Below are 17,863 nucleotides of genomic sequence, written 5' to 3'. Positions count from 1 at the left end.
TGCCCTCCAAGAGGGCGGTTGCCTGCCTCGGGGCGGCCCAGCGGGAGGCAACATGAGATTCGCAAAAGTCCTCGTCGCGAACCGCGGCGAAATCGCCTGCCGCGTGATCCGCACGCTGAAGCGGCTCGGCATCGCGTCGGTCGCGATCTACTCGGAAGCCGATCGCGATGCGCGCCACGTGACGCTCGCCGACGAAGCCGTCTGCGTCGGCGCCGCGCCGGCGGCCGACAGCTACCTGAACGTCGCCGCGATCCTCGCTGCGGCGCGCGCGACCGGTGCGCAGGCGGTGCATCCCGGCTACGGCTTTCTGTCGGAGAACGCCGAGTTCGCCGACGCATGCGAGGCCGCCGGCCTGCGATTCATCGGGCCGAGCGGCGCGCAGATGCGCGCGTTCGGCCTCAAGCACACCGCGCGCGAACTGGCACGCGAGCACGACGTCGCGCTGCTGCCGGGCACCGGGCTGCTCGCGGATGTCGCGACGGCGCTCGCCGAAGCCGATGCGATCGGCTATCCGGTGATGCTGAAGAGCACGGCGGGCGGCGGCGGCATCGGCATGTCGCTGTGCCGCGACGCCGCGCAGCTCGCGGCGGCGTTCGAATCCGTCGTGCGGCTCGGCAGCGCGAACTTCGCGCATGCGGGCGTCTATCTCGAGAAGTTCGTCGAGCACGCGCGGCACATCGAGGTGCAGATCTTCGGCGACGGGCGCGGCGGCGTGATCGCGCTCGGCGAGCGCGACTGCTCGGTGCAGCGGCGCAACCAGAAGGTGATCGAGGAAACGCCCGCGCCGGATCTCGCCGACGGCGAGCGCGCCGCGCTGCACGCGAGCGCGGTGCGGCTCGCGCGCGCGGTCGCCTATGCGTCGGCCGGCACGGTCGAGTTCGTGTTCGATGCGCGCGAGCGCCGCTGCTATTTTCTCGAGGTGAATACGCGGCTGCAGGTCGAGCATTGCGTGACGGAAGCCGTGACCGGCATCGATCTCGTCGAATGGATGATCCTGCAGGCCGAAGGCGACCTGCCGCCGCTCGATACGCTCGCCGTCGCGCCGCGCGGCGCGAGCATCCAGGTGCGGCTCTATGCGGAAGACCCGCACCAGCAGTTCCGGCCGAGCGCGGGCGTGCTCACGCATGTCGCGTTTCCGGACGCGGTGCGCGTCGATACGTGGATCGATGCGGGCACCGAGGTCAGCGCCCATTACGATCCGCTGCTCGCGAAACTGATCGTGCGCGGCGACACGCGCCGCGATGCGCTCGCGGCATTGCGCGACGCTCTGGCCGCCACCGAGCTGTACGGGATCGAGACCAATCTCGACTACCTGCGCGCGATCGCCGGTTCCGACACGTTCGCGCGCGGTGCGCAAACGACCGCGTTCCTGTCGCGTTTCGCATTCGCACCGCACACGATCGACGTGCTCGACGGCGGCGTGCAGACGACCGTGCAGCAGACGCCGGGCCGCGTCGGCTACTGGGCCGTCGGCGTGCCGCCGTCCGGGCCGATGGACGACCGCGCGTTCGATCTCGCGAATGCGCTGCTCGGCAATCCGCATGACGCCGCCGGCCTCGAGTTCACGATGGTCGGCGCGACGCTGCGCTTCAACACCGACACGCTGTTCGTGCTCGGCGGCGCGCCGCTCGCCGCGACGCTCGACGGCGCATCCGCACCGTTCTGGCAGGTGCTGCACGCGGCGCCCGGCGCGGTGCTGAAGCTGGGCGGCGTGACGGGCGCCGGCGTGCGCGCGTGTCTTGCGGTGAAGGGCGGGCTGCAGGTGCCCGACTATCTGGGCAGCAAGGCGACCTTCACGCTCGGCCAGTTCGGCGGCCACGCGGGCCGCGCGCTGCGCAAGGGCGACGTGCTGCACCTGCATGCGGATGCGGGGCGCGGCGAAGCCGGCAAGACGCTGGCCGAAGCCGACCGGCCCGCGCTGATGCACGCATGGACGCTAGGCGTGCTCGACGGCCCGCACGGCGCGCCGGATTTCTTCACCGCGGACGACATCGCGATGCTGTACGACACGCGCTGGACGGTCCATTACAACTCGAGCCGCACGGGCGTGCGGCTGATCGGCCCGAAGCCGCAATGGGCGCGCGCGGACGGCGGCGAGGCGGGCCTGCATCCGTCGAACATCCACGACAACGCGTATGCGATCGGCGCGGTCGATTTCACCGGCGACATGCCGGTGATACTCGGGCCCGACGGGCCGAGCCTCGGCGGCTTCGTGTGCCCGGTGACGGTCGTGCGCGACGAGCTGTGGAAGCTCGGGCAGTTGCGGCCGGGCGACACCGTGCAGTTCGCGCGCGTGGCCGCGGCTCCCGAGCGCGCATCGTCGGCACCGGCTTCCTGGTCGAACACGGCTGCGCCGGACGACTGCGTGCTGTACCGCGATCCCTCGGCCGGCAACGGCATCGGCGTCGTCTACCGGCGCTCGGGCGACCGCAACGTGCTGATCGAATACGGCCCGCTCGTGCTCGACCTGAACCTGCGTTTTCGCGTGCATGCGCTGATGTGCTGGCTCGATGCGCACCGGCTGCCCGGCATGCTCGACCTCACGCCCGGCATTCGTTCGCTGCAGGTGCATTTCGATGCGCACGCGCTACCGCTCGATGCGCTGCTCGCGCATCTGCAGGCGGCCGAGCGCGAGCTGCCCGACGTCGCCGACATGCGCGTGCCGAACCGGATCGTGCATCTGCCGCTGTCGTGGGACGATCCGTCGACGCGCGTCGCGATCGAGCGCTACATGCAGTCGGTGCGGCCGGATGCGCCGTGGTGCCCGAGCAATATCGAGTTCATCCGCCGGATCAACGGCCTCGACAGCATCGACGACGTCAAGCGCATCGTGTTCGACGCGCGTTATCTGGTGATGGGGCTCGGCGACGTCTATCTCGGCGCGCCGGTCGCGACGCCGCTCGATCCGCGGCACCGGCTCGTGACGACCAAGTACAACCCGGCGCGCACGTGGACGCCGGAGAACGCGGTCGGCATCGGCGGCGCGTACCTGTGCGTGTACGGGATGGAAGGGCCCGGCGGCTATCAGTTCGTCGGCCGCACGGTGCAGATGTGGAACCGTCACCGGACGACGCGCGCATTCGAGCCCGGCAAGCCGTGGCTGCTGCGGTTCTTCGACGAAATCCGTTTCTACGAGGTCGGCGAAGCCGAGCTGGCCGAACTGCGCGCGGATTTCATCGCGGGCCGTGCCGGGCTGAAGATCGAGGAATCCGTGTTCGATCTCGGCGCGTACAACCGCTTCCTGCGCGACGAAGCCGACTCGATCGCCGCGTTCAAGGCGATGCAGCAGGCCGCGTTCGATGACGAGCGCGAGCGCTGGCGGGCCGCCGGCCACGCCGAATTTGCAGGCGAAGCCGGGCAGGGCGATGCCGGTGCCGGTACGGCGGCGGCCGGCGACACGCTCGCCGACGCACAGCGCGGCATTACCGCCGACGTGTCGGGCAGCGTATGGAAGGTGCTGGTCGAAACCGGTGCGCGGGTGACCGAGGGGCAGGTCGTCGTGATTCTCGAATCGATGAAGATGGAGGTGTCCGTGGTGGCGATGGAAGACGGCGTGATCGAGACGGTCGATTGCGTGCCGGGCGCGGCGGTTGTCGCCGGGCAGCGGCTGATGGTGATGAAGGCCGGCGCGGCCGAGGAGGTCGCATGAAGCCCTTCGATCGTCATCCGCTACCCGAGCTGCGCTCGATCGCCGCGCTGCGCGCGCGGTACGAGGCCGGCAGCCTGACGCCGCATGCGCTCGTCGACGCGATCGCCGCGCACTTCGACGCGGGCGATCCGCACCATGCGTGGATCCGGCCGCTGACGCACGACGAAATGACGCGCTACGCGGATGCGCTGGCCGGACGCGACATCGCCGCGCTGCCGCTGTATGGCGTGCCGTTCGCGATCAAGGACAACATCGACCTGGCCGGCATCCCGACGACGGCGGCGTGTCCTGCTTACGCGTATGTGCCGTCGCGCAGCGCGCCGGTCGTCGAGCGATTGATCGCCGCCGGCGCGATCCCGATCGGCAAGACCAATCTCGACCAGTTCGCGACGGGGCTGTCCGGGCAGCGCTCGCCGTACGGCGCGTGCCGCAATGCGCTCGATCCGCGTTATGCGTCGGGCGGATCGAGTTCGGGATCGGCCGTGGCCGTCGCGCTCGGCGTCGCCGCGTTCGCGCTCGGCACCGACACGGCCGGATCGGGCCGCGTGCCGGCCGCGTTTCACGGGCTCGTCGGGCTCAAGCCGACCAAGGGCGTGCTGAGTACGCTCGGCGTGGTGCCGGCCTGCCGGTCGCTCGACTGCGTGTCGGTGTTCGCGCATGCGCCGGGCGACGCGCGCGCGGTGTTCGCCGTTGCGCACGGCGTGACGGACGGCGATCCGTACGGCCGCGCGTGGCAGCCGTTGCTCGATGCGAGCGGCCGTCATGCGCGGCACGCTCGGCCGCTCGCCGGCATGCGCTTCGGCATGCCGCGCGCCGATCAGCTCGAGTTCTTCGGCGACGCGTCGTATCGGGCCGCGTGGCAGACGGCCGTCGAACGCCTGCGGGCGACCGGCGCACGAATCGTCGAGATCGATTTCAGCGCGTTCCTCGCGACCGCGCGGCTGCTGTACGAAGGGCCGTGGGTCGCCGAGCGGCGCGCCGCGATCGGCGCGTTCTTCGCGGAACAGCCCGACGCGCTGCATCCGGTGATACGCGAGATCGTCGGCGGCGCGGCGCGGTTCAGCGCCGCCGACGCGTTCGCGGCGTTCGACCGGCTCGCGGCGCTGCGCGTCGACGCGGCCCGCGCCTGGGACGATATCGACGCGATCGTGATGCCGACGTCGGCGACGACCGCGACCGTCGACGAACTGGAAGCCGATCCGATCGGCGTCAACGCGCGCTTCGGCTATTACACGAACTTCGTGAACCTGCTCGACCTGTCCGCGATCGCGGTGCCGGCGGGCGTCTGCGAAACCGGGCCGCATGCGGGTTTGCCGTTCGGCATCACGTTCGTCGGCCGCGCGCACGATGACGCGATGCTGCTCGATCTGGCCGACGCGTGGGGCGCTGCGCAGCACGGCGATGCCGTGGCGGGCGAGGGCGCTTGCAACGCCAATGCAGAGGCAGACGATCATGCAAACGCAGGTGCGAACGAACGTCATGCCGCCGTGCGCGACAAGCGTTCCGGTGCGATCGCGCTCCCGCTCGCCGCGCCGGCGGGCGTCGTGCACGTGGCCGTGGTCGGCGCGCATCTGCGCGGCGAGCCGCTGAACGGGCAGCTCACGCAGCGCGGCGCGCGCTTCGTCGTCGCGACGACCACCGCGCCCGCCTACCGCCTCTACGAGCTGAGCGAGGCCGTGTCGGGCGGCGTCGCGAAGCCCGGCCTCGTGCGCGTGCCGGAGGACGGCGCGGCGATCGCGGTCGAGATCTGGGAGATGCCGGTCGCGGCCTACGGCGGCTTCGTCGCCGGCATCGGCGCGCCGCTCGGCATCGGCACGCTGACGCTCGCGGACGGCGCGCAGGTGCAGGGCTTTCTCTGCGAACCCGCCGCGCTCGACGGCGCCGTGGACATCACGCGCTTCGGCGGCTGGCGTGCCTACCGTGCGAACGGCGCGCCGCGCTGAACGCCCGGTCGCCCGCGACCGGCAAGCAACACGATACGGAGATTCACCATGTCAGTGACCCGCAATACGACCGACTGGCTCGCGGTGCGCCGCGAGCTGTCGACCCGCGGCAAGTGGACGCTCGGCGTCGCGTCCTTCCTGCTGCCGCTCGCCGTCTGGTGCGTGCTCAGCTACGTGCCGTTCGTCTGGCATCCGCAGGTGCGCATCACGAACCCCGGCAGCGTCGATTATTTCCAGCCCGGCATGCAGATCGACCGCGACGTGTTCGACGACGAACTCGCGCATGCGCGAGCGACGCATGCGGCCGTGCCCGAAGGCGAGCGCGCGAACCCCGTGTACCTGCCCGCGCCGCATCAGGTGCTGCGCGCGTTCTATACGGCGTTCACGACGCCGCCGGCATCGCGCGACGGCGTATGGCTTCATGAAAGCCTGTGGCACAGCATCCGCATCATCTTCTGGGGCTTCGTGATCTCGTCGGCGATCGGCGTGCCGGTCGGCATCGTGTGCGGCACCTTCAGCGCGCTCGCGCGGCTGCAGGAGCCGTTTTTCGAGTTCTTCCGCTATCTGCCCGCACCGGCGTTCGGCGCGCTGATGGTGGCGATCCTCGGCATCTACGATGCGCCGAAGATCGCGATCATCGTGATCGGGACGTTCTTCCAGCAGGTGCTGATCGTCGCGAACACCACGCGCAAGCTCGAGTACGGGCTGTTCGAGGCGGCGCTGACGCTCGGTACGAAGAAGCCGGGGCTGATCGCGCACGTCGTCGTGCCGGGCATCCTGCCCGACCTGTATCGCGACCAGCGGATCCTGCTCGGCTGGGCGTGGACCTACCTGATCGTCGCCGAGCTGGTCGGCACCAGTTCGGGCATCACGTGGTACATCAGCCAGCAGGCGCGCTACCAGCATTTCGACAACGTCTATGCAGCGATCCTGATGATCGGGATCATCGGCCTCGGGACCGACATCGTGCTCGCGCTGCTCGGCCGCCGGCTGTTTCCATGGGACCGCACGCTGAAGGCGTGACGGCTGAAGACGATGACCTACCGCATCCTTTCGGAAGAAACGATCATGCAGAATCCGCACAGCCTTCCCGACTACCTGCTTCAGTCAGACGCCGTGAGCGAACGCTTCGCACGCCTGAAGGCGCGCGACGTGATCCTCGACGTGCGCCATCTCGGCAAGCGCTTCCGGTCGCCGCAGGGCGAAGTGGTCGCGCTCGACGACATCAGCTTCCGCACGCACCGGCGCGAGTTCGTCTGCGTGATCGGGCCGTCCGGTTGCGGCAAGTCGACGCTGATCCGCATCCTGGCCGGGCTCGAGTCCCAGACGAGCGGCGACGTGCTGCTCGACGGCAAGCCCGTGCAGGGCCCCGGCGCCGATCGCGGGATGGTGTTCCAGGGCTATACGCTGTTTCCGTGGCTGACCGTGAAGAAGAACGTGATGTTCGGCCTGAAGCGCAACGGCAGCAGCAGCGGCGAGGCGGAGCGCGAGGCGCTGCAGTGGCTCGACCTCGTCGGGCTCACGCGCTTCGCGGACGTGTATCCGCACCAGTTGTCGGGCGGCATGAAGCAGCGCGTCGCGATTGCCCGCGCGCTCGCGAACCGGCCGCGCATCCTGCTGATGGACGAACCGTTCGGCGCGCTCGATGCGCAGACCCGCGCGAAGATGCAGGCGCACCTGCTCGACATCTGGCGCAACATCGACGTGACGGTGCTGTTCATCACGCACGATCTCGACGAGGCGATTTTGCTCGCGGACCGGATTCTCGTGCTGAAGGCCAATCCGGGCAACGTGCAGGAGCTGATCGAGGTGCCGGTGCCGCGCCCGCGCGGTTATTCGCAGTTCAACACGCCGGAATTCATCGCGACCAAGGCGCGGCTCGAAGCGCTGATCCATCCGGAGCCGACGGGCGACGCGTCGGACGAAGACGCGGTGCGTCCGCACATGATCCGGATGACGGACGTGACGGACAACGTCGAATGACGAATGCCGCCCCGGTGCGCGACCACGGCACCGGGGCGGACTGTTGCGGCTTGCCCGGGTCGATCAGGCCTTGCGCGCGACGACACCCACCGGCGAAGCGGGCACGCGTTTCGGCGCGGTCTTGTAGTGGGTGCTGTACAGCGCCGCGCCGACGAACAGCAGCCCGCCGACCAGGTTGCCGAGCACCGTCGGGATCTCGTTCCACAGCAGATAGTCGACGATCGTGAAGTGGGCGCCGAGCATCAGGCCGGACGGGAACAGGAACATGTTCACGACCGAATGCTCGAAGCCCATGTAGAAGAACACGAGGATCGGCATCCACATCGCGATCACCTTGCCGGGAACGGACGTCGACATCATCGCGGCGACCACGCCGGTCGACACCATCCAGTTGCACATCACGCCGCGCACGAACAGCGTGAGCATGCCGGCGGCGCCATGCGCCGCATAGCCTAGCGTGCGCGCTTCGCCGATGCCGCCGATCTTCTGTCCGATCGCGTTCGGCGCCTCCGAAAAACCGAACGTGAAGATGATCGCCATGAACAGCGCGACCGTCAGCGCGCCCGCGAAATTACCGAAGAACACCAGCGTCCAGTTGCGGAACACGCCGCCCCAGGTCGCGCCGGGCCGGCGGTCGATCACCGCGAGCGGCGCGAGCGTGAAGACGCCGGTAAGCAGGTCGAAGCCGAGCAGGTACAGCATGCAGAATCCGACCGGAAACAGCAGCGAACCGACCAGCGCGTTGCCGGTGTTGATCGTGATGCTGACCGCGAACGCGGCCGCGAGCGCGAGGATCGCGCCCGCCATGTACGCGCGGATCAGCGTATCGCGGGTCGACATCGACAGTTTCGATTCGCCGGCGTCGACCATCTTGGTGACGAACTCGTTGGGCGTGAGGTAGGCCATGGTGTGCGCTCGTAAGGTTGGGCGGGCAAAAAAAACCGCGCCGGGCACTCGCTCGACATGCGAGTGCCCGGCGCGGACGCTGTTATCCACGTGATCGTCCGCCATGGTTCGACATGGCGCGACCGTCAGGCCGCCATTAGCCCGACGAATGTGTTGTTCGCAACTTTCATACCAGTGGCGGGGGAATCGCGCTGCAGGCAGGCCGGGCGCGACATGCCGGGGGCAGCGCTCGCGAGCCGATCGCCGCGAATCGCACTCGCGCGGTGCAATTCGCGCCTCCTGCACGCGCTGTGGGCGCTACCGCGGTGCGTGGCGCGGCGCGCGCTCCGGACAGGTCAGGTCGTGCCGTCGTCGCGCGGTGCCTTCGGCGCGCTTCGCTGCGCACGTCGCCGCGCGGCGGGCTGCGCGTGCTCGTCGACGAATCGCTCGGGCGACGTCAGCGCGTCTTCCGCGATATCGGCAAGCGGCCGGTTGCGGTCCATCGACGCTTTCTGCAGCATCCGGTACGCCTCGTCCTCCCGCAGCTTGAAGCGCGTCATCAGCGTGTTTTTCGCGCGCTGCACGAGCTTGCGTTCGTAAAGTGCGCGACGTGCGGCGTCGAGTTCGACCTCCGCGCCGGCCAGTCGCGCCGATTGCGATTCCAGCAGGGATTTGAGGCTGGCGAGCGTCGACGGATCGGCGCCGGAGAGGCGCTCCGGCAGTTCGTGAACCGCCGCGCGCGCCGACAGCGGATCGCCGGCGAAGAAATGGGCGAGCGCCTGGATATGCGGCGGCGGGTTGTTCCGCAATTGCGCCATCAGGCGCTCGGAGTCGCGCAGCGTCCGATGCGCGTCGTCGATCCGCGCGTCGCACGTTTCCTGCACCTGCAGCGTCAGCGCGATCTGAAGGTGCCAGAGATCGTCGATGCGGGCGCTTGCGGCGTCGAACCAGGCTTCGCTCAGGCCCGCATCGAGCGTGTCGCCGGCCTGCGCCGTGCACAGTATGCGTCGCAGCTTCTCGAGCGCCGCCACGTGCGGCCCCGTCATGCGCGTCTCCCGCCATGCGTTTTGCTCGGCGCTCGCGAAATTCGCAAAGACTTCGAGACTGCGCTCCTGCGCCGCGATCAGATACAGCAGGCGCTGCTGCTGGTCCGCCGAAAACGCGCCCGCCGCGAACATGTGCGCGCCGACGGCGCGTTCCTGCCCCGCTTCCTCCTTGCCTTCGACGACGTGGACGAGCGCGATCAGCATGCGCGATACCGACGGATCCGCCGCGCTGTCGGCGAGCTGGAAAATCAGCTCCACCAGGCCCCCGATCACGGTGCTGAACGCCTGGACGGAGTCCGGCGCGGACAGCGCGATGCGGTCGATCCGTTCCCGCAGCGCATCCAGCGATTCCAGGTCGAGCAGCACCCATGCGATCAGCGACAGCAGGCGCGAGGTCGAGCCGCGCGCGGGCGCGAGTTCCAGATCCAGGCGCTCGCGCAGCTGCGCGACGAGCGGTGCGGATTCGTCGCGTGCCGCCGCGCGTTCCGCGACAAAACGCTTGCCGAGCGACGCCAGATAGATGCTGGTCGCGCCGCGCTCGCGCTGCAGCGCGTGGATCAGGCGGCCGAGCAGGTCGATCAGCTCGATCTGTTCGGCCACGCGGCGCAGCGACGCGATTTCCTGCTGCTTGGCGAGCAGCGCGAATTGCAGGGCGGTGGCGGACATGGCGGCGTTGAACGGCGGCAGGGGCTAAGTGCAGTGTAGTGCGGACAATAAATGTTGGTGTCGTGGGAGGGCGGAGTCGCTGTGCCGGGCTCCACCGACGAGTTTGGGTTCCGCCTCGCGGAACACGTCCTCCCCGTCGTGGGCTTTCCGGGCGAGGCTCGCGGGATTCTGCGTGTCGAGCCAGGTCTTGACTTGCGAGTCGCGCGGGCGAACCTGCGCCCCCGCCAGCATTTCGTCAAACGGTGTCGTGGGATTGCCCTGAGCCGTGCGGGGTGGCCGCCGCCCTCGGGCCCGTCGCCACCCGCTATCGGGCGTCGCCTAGTCGTCGCCCTTTTCGAGGACGCTCTGCGTGAGCGTGACCGACGGAATCGTCGGTTTGAGCGACGCACGGCGCGCGCGGCCGCTTAACCACTTCCAGCCGGCGACGAGCAGCAGTGCGACCAGCGGAATCGACGCGATCGTCCACGTGCCGTTCGGGTAGTCGAATGCCATCAGGACCAGCACGCCGAGCAGGAACAGCAGCGTGAGCCACGATGTCACCGGCGCGCCGGGCATCCTGAACGGCACGTCGCCCACTTCGCCGCGTTTGACGGCCGCCCGGAATTTCATCTGGCAGACGATGATGAACCCCCACGTGCTGATGATGCCGAGCGACGCGATGTTCAGCACGATCTCGAACACGCTCGACGGCACGAGATAGTTGAGCAGCACGCCGATCACGTAGATCGCGACCGTCACGAGAATGCCCGCGTACGGCACGGATTGCGCGCTCATCCGCCCGAGGAACGCAGGCGCCGAGCCGCCCATCGACAGCGAACGCAGCACGCGCCCGGTCGAATACAACCCCGAGTTGAGACTCGACAGCGCCGCCGTCAGAACCACCAGATTCATCATCGAGCCGATACCGGGAACGCCGAGCGCGCCGAAGAACGTGACGAACGGGCTTTGCCCTGCCTTATACGCGCTCCAGGGCAGCAGGCAGACGAGCAGGACGACCGACGCGACGTAAAAGATCGCAATGCGCCAAATCACGCTGTTGATCGCGCGCGGCAGCACCTTGCGCGCATCCTTGCATTCGCCTGCGGCCGTGCCGACCAGTTCGACGCCCGCGAACGCGAACACCACGCCCTGCACCAGCACGAGCGCCGGCATCAGTCCGTGCGGGAAGAAACCGCCGTTGTCGGTGATCAGGTGCATGCCCGTGTCATGGCCCGCGACGTGTCCGCCGGTGCCCAGGATCACGGAACCGATGCCGAGAAACAGCACGATCGCAGCGACCTTGATCAACGCAAACCAGAACTCCATTTCGGCGAACCACTTCACGCCGATCAGATTCATGGTGGCGACGATGCACAGCGCGATCAACGCGAAGATCCATTGCGGAATACCGGCGAACGGCGTCCAGTAATGCATGTAGAGCGCGACCGCGGTGATGTCGACGATGCCGGTCATTGCCCAGTTCAGGAAATACATCCAGCCCGCGACGAAAGACGCTTTTTCGCCGAGGAATTCGCGTGCGTACGACACGAAGCTGCCGCTGCTCGGCCGGTGCATCACCAGCTCGCCGAGCGCACGCAGGATCAGGAACGAAAACACGCCGCACACCAGGTAGACGATAGCGAGCGACGGCCCCGCAGCCTGCAGTCGCGCGCCGGCCCCGAGGAAAAGCCCCGTGCCGATCGCACCGCCGATCGCGATCATCTGTACCTGTCGATTGCCGAGCGTCTTGTGATAGCCGGCCTCGTGGGATTCGAGCCAGCTGCGTTTGTTGGTTTCGCCGGTCGGCGACGGTTCAGGAATCGATGCCATGGCTGCACCCTCTTGCATTTGCGTGATCGCTTTCATCCGGATCGCGTGACGATCAGGACCCACCGGCACCTGCGACCACGACGCGTAGAGACACGTCGGGCATCCTGGTCGCGGCTCGCCGGCAACAGCGAGGGGCACGGTCAGACACGAAAGTATTCAGCCGTAATTCCGCTCACAAACAGCATGCAAATTTGGACTGAACCTGTTCGAATCCGTGCATAGGGTTTGATGGAAAGCTTTTCGTCATATGGCTTCCCGTTTTGGGTGCGTTGACTTCGACGGTGCACCATTTCGGCTTGTGCGCCGAATTTCGTCAACCGCAACTTCGATGGCGAGCGCGGCCGCGATCATCATCGGATGGCCGAACACGCGATCGGCGACGAGCGCAATCAGCGTCGGGCCGAGTCCGAAGCCAATCGGCCGCCTGCAATCGCAGGCGGCCGATCGACACTTGCCTTTCTCATGCCCGAGCGCCGCGTGAGCTCGATCGGTTCGCTTTCCTCCGAAGCGAAGGACCGCCACGCGACCTTCCGGCGTTCAATACGCCCACCCAAGCGCGATCAATTCACCCCGACCGCACTCCACGCGCGCGCGACCGTTGCGCTCTCGGCCGAGTTCGCGCCATACAGGTCGTTCGCCGCCTGGATCGACGCACGCCGCGCGCTCGGGTAGCTCGAGTTGGCGTTCAGGTACACGGTCAGCGTCCGGTACCAGATCTTGCCGGCCTTCTCGCGGCCCAGGCCGCTGAAGGTCGTGTCGCCGTTGCAGACCAGCTGCGTCCTCGACAGGCCGGTGTCGGTCGACGGCACCGCCGGGCCTTCCGACAGCAGGTAGAAGAAGCGGTTGCCCACGCCCGACGTGAAGTGCGGATCGTGACGCGGATTCGACCACGAGAAACCGCCGGACGGATAGCAGCTGAACGAGCGGCCATCGAGGTCCTGCTTGTACATCTTGCGCAGGCCGCCGCTCACCACGCGTGCGCCGATCACGTAGTTGCCGGGATCGTTCGGATTGTTCGCGTAGAACTTCACGAGCGTGCCGAAGATGTCGGACGTCGATTCGTTCAGGCCGCCCGCGTCGCTCGAATAGTTCAGGTTGGCGGTGGCCTCGGTCACGCCGTGGCTCATCTCGTGCCCGGCCACGTCGACCGATACGACCGGCTTCGGCAGGCGCGTGCCCGACTGGCCGTCGCCGTACACCATGATGTGCGACGGCATCCATGCCGCGTTCGCGCCGGTCGTGCCGCTGCCGGTGTCGAACACCACGTGCGCGAAACTCTTCACGCCGCGCCCGTCGTTGAAGATGCCGTTACGGTTGTGCGTGGTCCTGTAGTAGTCCCAAGTCAACGCGAGGCCGTAATCGATGTCGGCGGCGACGGTTTGCCGGTCGGTGGTCGAACTGTTGCCCCACACGTTCGTGCTGCTCGTGAAGATCGGCAGGTCGGTCGCTTGCTCGACGTCCTCCGCGATCAGCCCGCGGCCGTCGTAGACGGAGCCGCTGCCGCGGGTCGGATCGAGCATCCGGTACGCGTTCGTGCCGGTCTGGTCGGTGGTCAGCGTCAGGTTGCCGTAGTACAGCGAGCGGCCGGTGCCGGTCGCGGCGGCGGTCTTGATCAGGTCCTGTGCGTCGAGCACGGTGCCCGTGCGCGCGTCGACGTAGTACAGCACGGCGTCGCCGTGCGCGTCGGTCGCCTTGCCGTATACGCGCACCGCGTAGGCCAGCGTCGGCGTGACGTCGCGCGCGAACACGACGAGCTCCGCGTCATCGATGCGGCGCACGTCCGAGTTGAAACGCGCGGCCGCGATGCGCTTGACCCTGGTCGCGCCCACGTCGGGCGCGTTGCGCACCACGAAGCGGTCGCCGACCTTGCCGATCTTGCCGGCGAGATCGATCGGCGCGGGCTGGGTCAGGCTCGCTTGTTTCAGCTGCCCCTGGTTCGAATGGACGACGACGTCGCCGCCGATCACCGGCAGACCCGCGTAGAAGCGGTCGAAGCGCACGTGTTCGGTGCCGTCAGGATCGACGATCACGTCGCGTACCTGGAACTGGTCGCCGTCCGTCGGCGCGCTCGCCTGCGGCGCCGCGAACTTCAAGGTGCGAGCGGCGCTGCCGGTAGCCAGGCTGAAGGCGGACGGGTTCTGCTGAATCAGTTGCAGCGCCCTGTCGACCGCGGCCGGCTGGTCGCCGGCTTGGGCAAAAGCGCTGAGACTGGCGAGGGTAATCGCGGTGATGGACAGCAGACGAGACAGTTTCTTCATGTAATCCCCCAGATTATGAATAAAAGCGTGATTTTCGAGGAATGCATCAAGGACAAACTTTGATATGAGACATGTCGCGAACCGCAGGGGCATGCTAGAAGGTCGTTTTTGTAATTACAAGATATTTTCTGATGGATTAATTTTTTATTATTTCGATGTTAATCAAGTCGGGATTTGGTGAGAAATATGAAATGATCTTGTCGGTCGATTGGGCGGCATCGGTGACATCGCGCTGGCGAAGTGCGCTTGGGGAGAGGGGGCGGGTGACACGGCGGGGCGGGGCGCCGCTCGAGCGGAACGGGCGATGTGGAGCGGAGCGACAACGACGGCAATAATTTAATTTATTAAATACTCGACTTGATTGTTGCTGTCGCTGCTGTTGTAATGCCGTTGATTAATGGCGATGTGTTTATCATTTGTGACGGCGAGTGTCTTTGGATGCGCAATGATCGATTCGTACGCTGGTGATGGCTTCCGGCCTGTGGATTCCGCGCCGGCAGCGTCCATCCAAGGTTTACCAGCCGAGGGCGCGCCGGGCATGCTTGGGCGAGTTGAGCCAGATCGACTGGCAGCGATCATCGATGGTTCGAGGAACGGACGCCGGCCTGCACGCTGCTGGTGTATGTGGACGATGCGACGATCCGACTGATGATGCTGCACTTCACGCAGACCGAATCGACCTTCAGCGACTTCGAGTGTTGCCGCGACCGCTAACCAAAAAAACCTCTGCAATATGCGAAGCTTCGCATACTCATGAGCGCCTGCAGACGATCGCGGACATGCGCACTGGCAAGCGCAACGCGGCGACGCCTGCCTGTCGGGCGAGCATGCGGACAAGGAAACGAAGCTGACCGGGTAGCGCCATCGTGGCCACATGTGGCAAGCCTGGCCGCGAAGCTGCCGATCTGAGTCAATACGAGTGTGTCAATTAATCCTCACGCAGCTTGGCATTCGCCGGGACCGTGGCGTAACCTGTAGGCCATCGAGATACCCACGCTAAAATGGGTCGAAGGGTAAAAGCGCCGCTGGCTTCTAAAATCAATCGGCAACAACACTCGTCGGCCAAAGCAGAAGCTCTGCCGGCCCAGACCAATCAGCCGCGAGGGGCGTTTGTGGCGAGGTTTTGCTGATAGCATGCTGGCGAGAGAACTGCAGGAAGCTAGTGTATTTGCCAATGCCTGAATTCTTCAAATTTCGACGAGGGACGAATGGGGCTGAAGGCATATCAAAAACACAAATTTGGAGAGAGAAGCAGCATGCATGTTCAGCGCCGAAGCAATTCGATGCAGCGCAGCATCCATAAAGCGTTTGAACCGGCATTGCGCAATATGCAATATGTCGAGGGGCGCCTGCGTCCGTTCGCGATCGTCGCCATTATCGGCTTCCCGCTCTATTACTACATCTGGCACGAAGTCTTTCCGCAACGCTACGAGAACCTATCGCTGCGGCTCATCGGATCGATACTCTTTCTGCCCGTCTTGTTTCATCATCGCTGGCCGGCTGCCGTGCGCGGGTTTCTGCCCTACTATTGGTACGCCATTATTCTCTATGCGCTACCATTTTTCTTCACGTTCATGTTGTTGAAAAATGATGGCTCGCAGGTTTGGGTCGAGAGCAGCTTGATCGCCGCGTTCGTGGCGGTGCTGCTGCTTGACTGGCTCATGCTGCTGCTTAGCTTCGTCGCGGGCGTCGGCTTGGCCGTCGTCGCCTATTGCCTAACTACGACGCCGGTTCATCTCGATACGCCATATTTCGCGCATCTCGCTATCCTTGCGTTCGCGATCATCATCGGTGCCGTAGCCAACTACGACACGGCACGCATTCGATTCGAGCAAGAGCGCGCGATGGTCGCCACCGCGGGCAGCGTCGCGCATGAGCTTCGCACGCCGCTCCTGGCGATCCGTGCCGGCGCAGCGGGACTAAGCCGCTTTCTGCCTCAGCTTCTCGCCAGCTACGACCTCGCGCAGCGCAGCGGCCTTCACATTCCGAAAATCCGCTTCGCGCATCTGTCGTCGATGCACGGCGTGCTTGAACGGATCGAACAAGAGGCTTTGCTGTCGAATTCGGTGATCGACATGTTACTCGTCAATGCGCGTTTTACCGGCGGCTTCAATCAAGGGGCCGAGCGCTGCTCAATCGCGCGCTGTGTTGAAACGACCCTGCATCGCTACCCGTTCCGCGGAGTCGAGCGCGACCAAATCCGCTGTGATCTCGTTGACGACTTCGAGTTTCAAGGTTCGGAGACGCTGATAGTACACGTGCTGTTCAATCTCATCAAAAATGCGCTGCGCTCGTTGAGCGGCATCGACAATGGCAACATTTCGATTCGGCTCCACCCCTCGGAGCGAGCGAACCGTCTTGTGTTTCGCGACAACGGGTCAGGAATCGAGCCCGACGCGCTGCCTCACATCTTTACGCGTTTTTGCACCTCTTCGGTGATCAACGATGATGTCTCGCTCGGTGCCGGGATCGGATTGGCCTTCTGTCGCGATGTCATGCGGGCAATCGGTGGGACGATCGAGTGCACGTCGACAAAGAACGCGTACACCCAGTTTGTACTGACCTTTCCGTTGCCCTAATGATCATGATCGAACCCTTCGCATTCCCGACCACGGTCGGCTTCATTGACGACAGTGCATCCTTTCTCGCCAATCTGAGCTTGCAGCTCGACACACAATTGGCATTTCGCTTCTTCCATTCGGCAAAGCGCGCGATCAGCATTATCAACGACGAAGCGATCCAGCCGCTCGCCGCCGAAGACTTCCTCTGCCGCTATCACGATCGGACGGAACAGAGTGACGCCCACGAGGTGATCGCAATTCGGATCGACGCGATCCGACGCCAAATGCACAACGCGCGGCGATTCGAGAGGACGTCGGTTGTCGTCGTCGACTATGACATGCCGGGCATGAACGGCCTGGAGGTCTGCCGACGCATCGTCAATCCGGCCATCAAGAAGATCATTCTTACCGGGAAGGCCAATGAACAGCTGGCCGTTAAGAGCTTCAACGAAGGCCTCATTGACCGGTTCATTCGCAAACAGGATGTTCACGTCGTTCCCGTCCTCAATGAAGCGATCGACGAGCTGAAGCGCGCGTATCTGCACCAGACGCAACGCACGGTCATCGAAGCGCTCGGCTTGTCCGAGTACCGGTTTCTGGTTGATCCAGCATTCGCCGCGAAGGCGACGGAGATCTTTCGCGAGCTCGGCATTGTCGAGCACTACCTGTCAACGCGCCCGACGGGGCTCGTGATGCTCGATAGTGCAGGCGCACCTTATCTGCTTCTCGTGCACACCGAGGATGCGCTGCGCGCGACCCGCGAAATCGCCGTCGAGCGCGGCGCGCCCGCCGCGTTTCTCGCCGAGCTGGACAATGGCCATCGTGCGCCTTACTTTCCGGATTCGGAGGGATACTATCCGATCGGGTGCACGTCGTGGCAGCCGTACATGCATTCCGCGACGGTCGTGCGAGGCCAGCAAGTCTATACGTGCAGCGTCATCAAGAATCCGCCTGGCCTCGAGCTGGGTTCCGTCGTTTCCTACGACGACTATCTCGACCGTCTTGATCGACAGATAGATGAAAAAGGGGATTCACTGGCGTGAATCCCCCGCATCAATGTGAT

General features: G+C 65.8%; 11 protein-coding genes and 1 pseudogene. 7 read left to right on the top strand and 5 right to left on the bottom strand.

Annotation, left to right across the window (positions count from 1 at the left end; genetic code table 11):
• Positions 1–52 precede the first annotated feature (52 nt).
• Genes uca through AC3WLY_RS13610 form a run of 4 tightly spaced genes read left to right on the top strand, consistent with a single transcriptional unit; the run spans position 53 to position 7,575 of the window.
• Positions 53–3,649 carry an urea carboxylase gene (gene uca / locus AC3WLY_RS13625; RefSeq protein ID WP_492309546.1) on the top strand — a complete coding sequence of 1,199 codons (3,597 nt, stop codon included), beginning with the start codon at positions 53–55 and terminating at the stop codon, positions 3,647–3,649.
• Entirely contained in the window at positions 3,646–5,592 is a 1,947-nt protein-coding gene (atzF, locus tag AC3WLY_RS13620; protein ID WP_492309547.1) for an allophanate hydrolase, read from the top strand. The genes uca and atzF overlap by 4 nt, the downstream gene beginning before the upstream one ends.
• A gap of 48 nt (positions 5,593–5,640) precedes the next feature.
• Positions 5,641–6,615: an ABC transporter permease gene (locus tag AC3WLY_RS13615; RefSeq protein ID WP_425130890.1), complete on the top strand. Its 975-nt coding sequence runs from the start codon at positions 5,641–5,643 to the stop codon at positions 6,613–6,615.
• A 45-nt stretch (positions 6,616–6,660) separates the two neighbouring features.
• Positions 6,661–7,575, top strand: a complete 915-nt coding sequence (locus AC3WLY_RS13610; RefSeq protein ID WP_175963040.1) for an ABC transporter ATP-binding protein — start codon at positions 6,661–6,663, stop codon at positions 7,573–7,575.
• A gap of 63 nt (positions 7,576–7,638) precedes the next feature.
• Here AC3WLY_RS13610 and AC3WLY_RS13605 read toward each other — a convergent pair whose 3' ends face one another.
• The 5 genes from AC3WLY_RS13605 to AC3WLY_RS13585 form a co-directional block, all read right to left on the bottom strand.
• The gene (locus AC3WLY_RS13605) at positions 7,639–8,481 is read right to left on the bottom strand and encodes a formate/nitrite transporter family protein (protein WP_072439687.1); all 843 of its coding nucleotides are present in this window, start codon (positions 8,479–8,481) and stop codon (positions 7,639–7,641) included.
• Positions 8,482–8,816: 335 nt separating this feature from the next.
• Positions 8,817–10,172, bottom strand: coding sequence for a nitrate- and nitrite sensing domain-containing protein (locus tag AC3WLY_RS13600; protein WP_492309548.1), 1,356 nt, complete (start codon positions 10,170–10,172; stop codon positions 8,817–8,819).
• 318 nt (positions 10,173–10,490) lie between these two features.
• A complete protein-coding gene (ansP, locus tag AC3WLY_RS13595; RefSeq protein WP_310136449.1) occupies positions 10,491–11,981 on the bottom strand; it encodes an L-asparagine permease in 1,491 nt (496 codons plus the stop codon).
• 243 nt (positions 11,982–12,224) lie between these two features.
• Positions 12,225–12,503, bottom strand: coding sequence for a hypothetical protein (locus AC3WLY_RS13590; protein WP_492332679.1), 279 nt, complete (start codon positions 12,501–12,503; stop codon positions 12,225–12,227).
• Positions 12,504–12,541: 38 nt separating this feature from the next.
• Positions 12,542–14,239 carry a M4 family metallopeptidase gene (locus AC3WLY_RS13585; RefSeq protein ID WP_175962975.1) on the bottom strand — a complete coding sequence of 566 codons (1,698 nt, stop codon included), beginning with the start codon at positions 14,237–14,239 and terminating at the stop codon, positions 12,542–12,544.
• A gap of 473 nt (positions 14,240–14,712) precedes the next feature.
• Between AC3WLY_RS13585 and AC3WLY_RS13580 the strand changes: the two are divergent.
• From AC3WLY_RS13580 to AC3WLY_RS13570, 3 genes and pseudogenes are all read left to right on the top strand, one after another.
• A pseudogene (locus tag AC3WLY_RS13580) lies at positions 14,713–14,944 on the top strand (ISNCY family transposase); the annotation flags it as partial.
• Between the two features lie 503 nt (positions 14,945–15,447).
• On the top strand, positions 15,448–16,818 hold the full coding sequence (locus tag AC3WLY_RS13575) for a sensor histidine kinase (protein WP_244137389.1): 1,371 nt from the start codon (positions 15,448–15,450) through the stop codon (positions 16,816–16,818).
• A complete protein-coding gene (locus AC3WLY_RS13570) occupies positions 16,818–17,843 on the top strand; it encodes a response regulator (RefSeq protein WP_492310771.1) in 1,026 nt (341 codons plus the stop codon). Before AC3WLY_RS13575 ends, AC3WLY_RS13570 begins: the two co-directional genes overlap by 1 nt.
• The last annotated feature ends 20 nt before the right edge of the window (positions 17,844–17,863 follow it).

Source organism: Burkholderia sp. FW306-1C-G01B, assembly GCF_058781685.1.
The sequence above is the reverse complement of the archived record's forward strand: the minus strand, read 5'-3'. Positions and strand labels throughout refer to the sequence as shown.

Coding starts and splice junctions, on each gene's coding strand:
- uca (WP_492309546.1), top strand. CDS start 53: ATGAGATTCGCAAAAGTCCTCGTCGCGAACCGCGGCGAAATCGCCTGC.
- atzF (WP_492309547.1), top strand. CDS start 3,646: ATGAAGCCCTTCGATCGTCATCCGCTACCCGAGCTGCGCTCGATCGCC.
- AC3WLY_RS13615 (WP_425130890.1), top strand. CDS start 5,641: ATGTCAGTGACCCGCAATACGACCGACTGGCTCGCGGTGCGCCGCGAG.
- AC3WLY_RS13610 (WP_175963040.1), top strand. CDS start 6,661: ATGCAGAATCCGCACAGCCTTCCCGACTACCTGCTTCAGTCAGACGCC.
- AC3WLY_RS13605 (WP_072439687.1), bottom strand. CDS start 8,481: ATGGCCTACCTCACGCCCAACGAGTTCGTCACCAAGATGGTCGACGCC.
- AC3WLY_RS13600 (WP_492309548.1), bottom strand. CDS start 10,172: ATGTCCGCCACCGCCCTGCAATTCGCGCTGCTCGCCAAGCAGCAGGAA.
- ansP (WP_310136449.1), bottom strand. CDS start 11,981: ATGGCATCGATTCCTGAACCGTCGCCGACCGGCGAAACCAACAAACGC.
- AC3WLY_RS13585 (WP_175962975.1), bottom strand. CDS start 14,239: ATGAAGAAACTGTCTCGTCTGCTGTCCATCACCGCGATTACCCTCGCC.
- AC3WLY_RS13575 (WP_244137389.1), top strand. CDS start 15,448: ATGGGGCTGAAGGCATATCAAAAACACAAATTTGGAGAGAGAAGCAGC.
- AC3WLY_RS13570 (WP_492310771.1), top strand. CDS start 16,818: ATGATCATGATCGAACCCTTCGCATTCCCGACCACGGTCGGCTTCATT.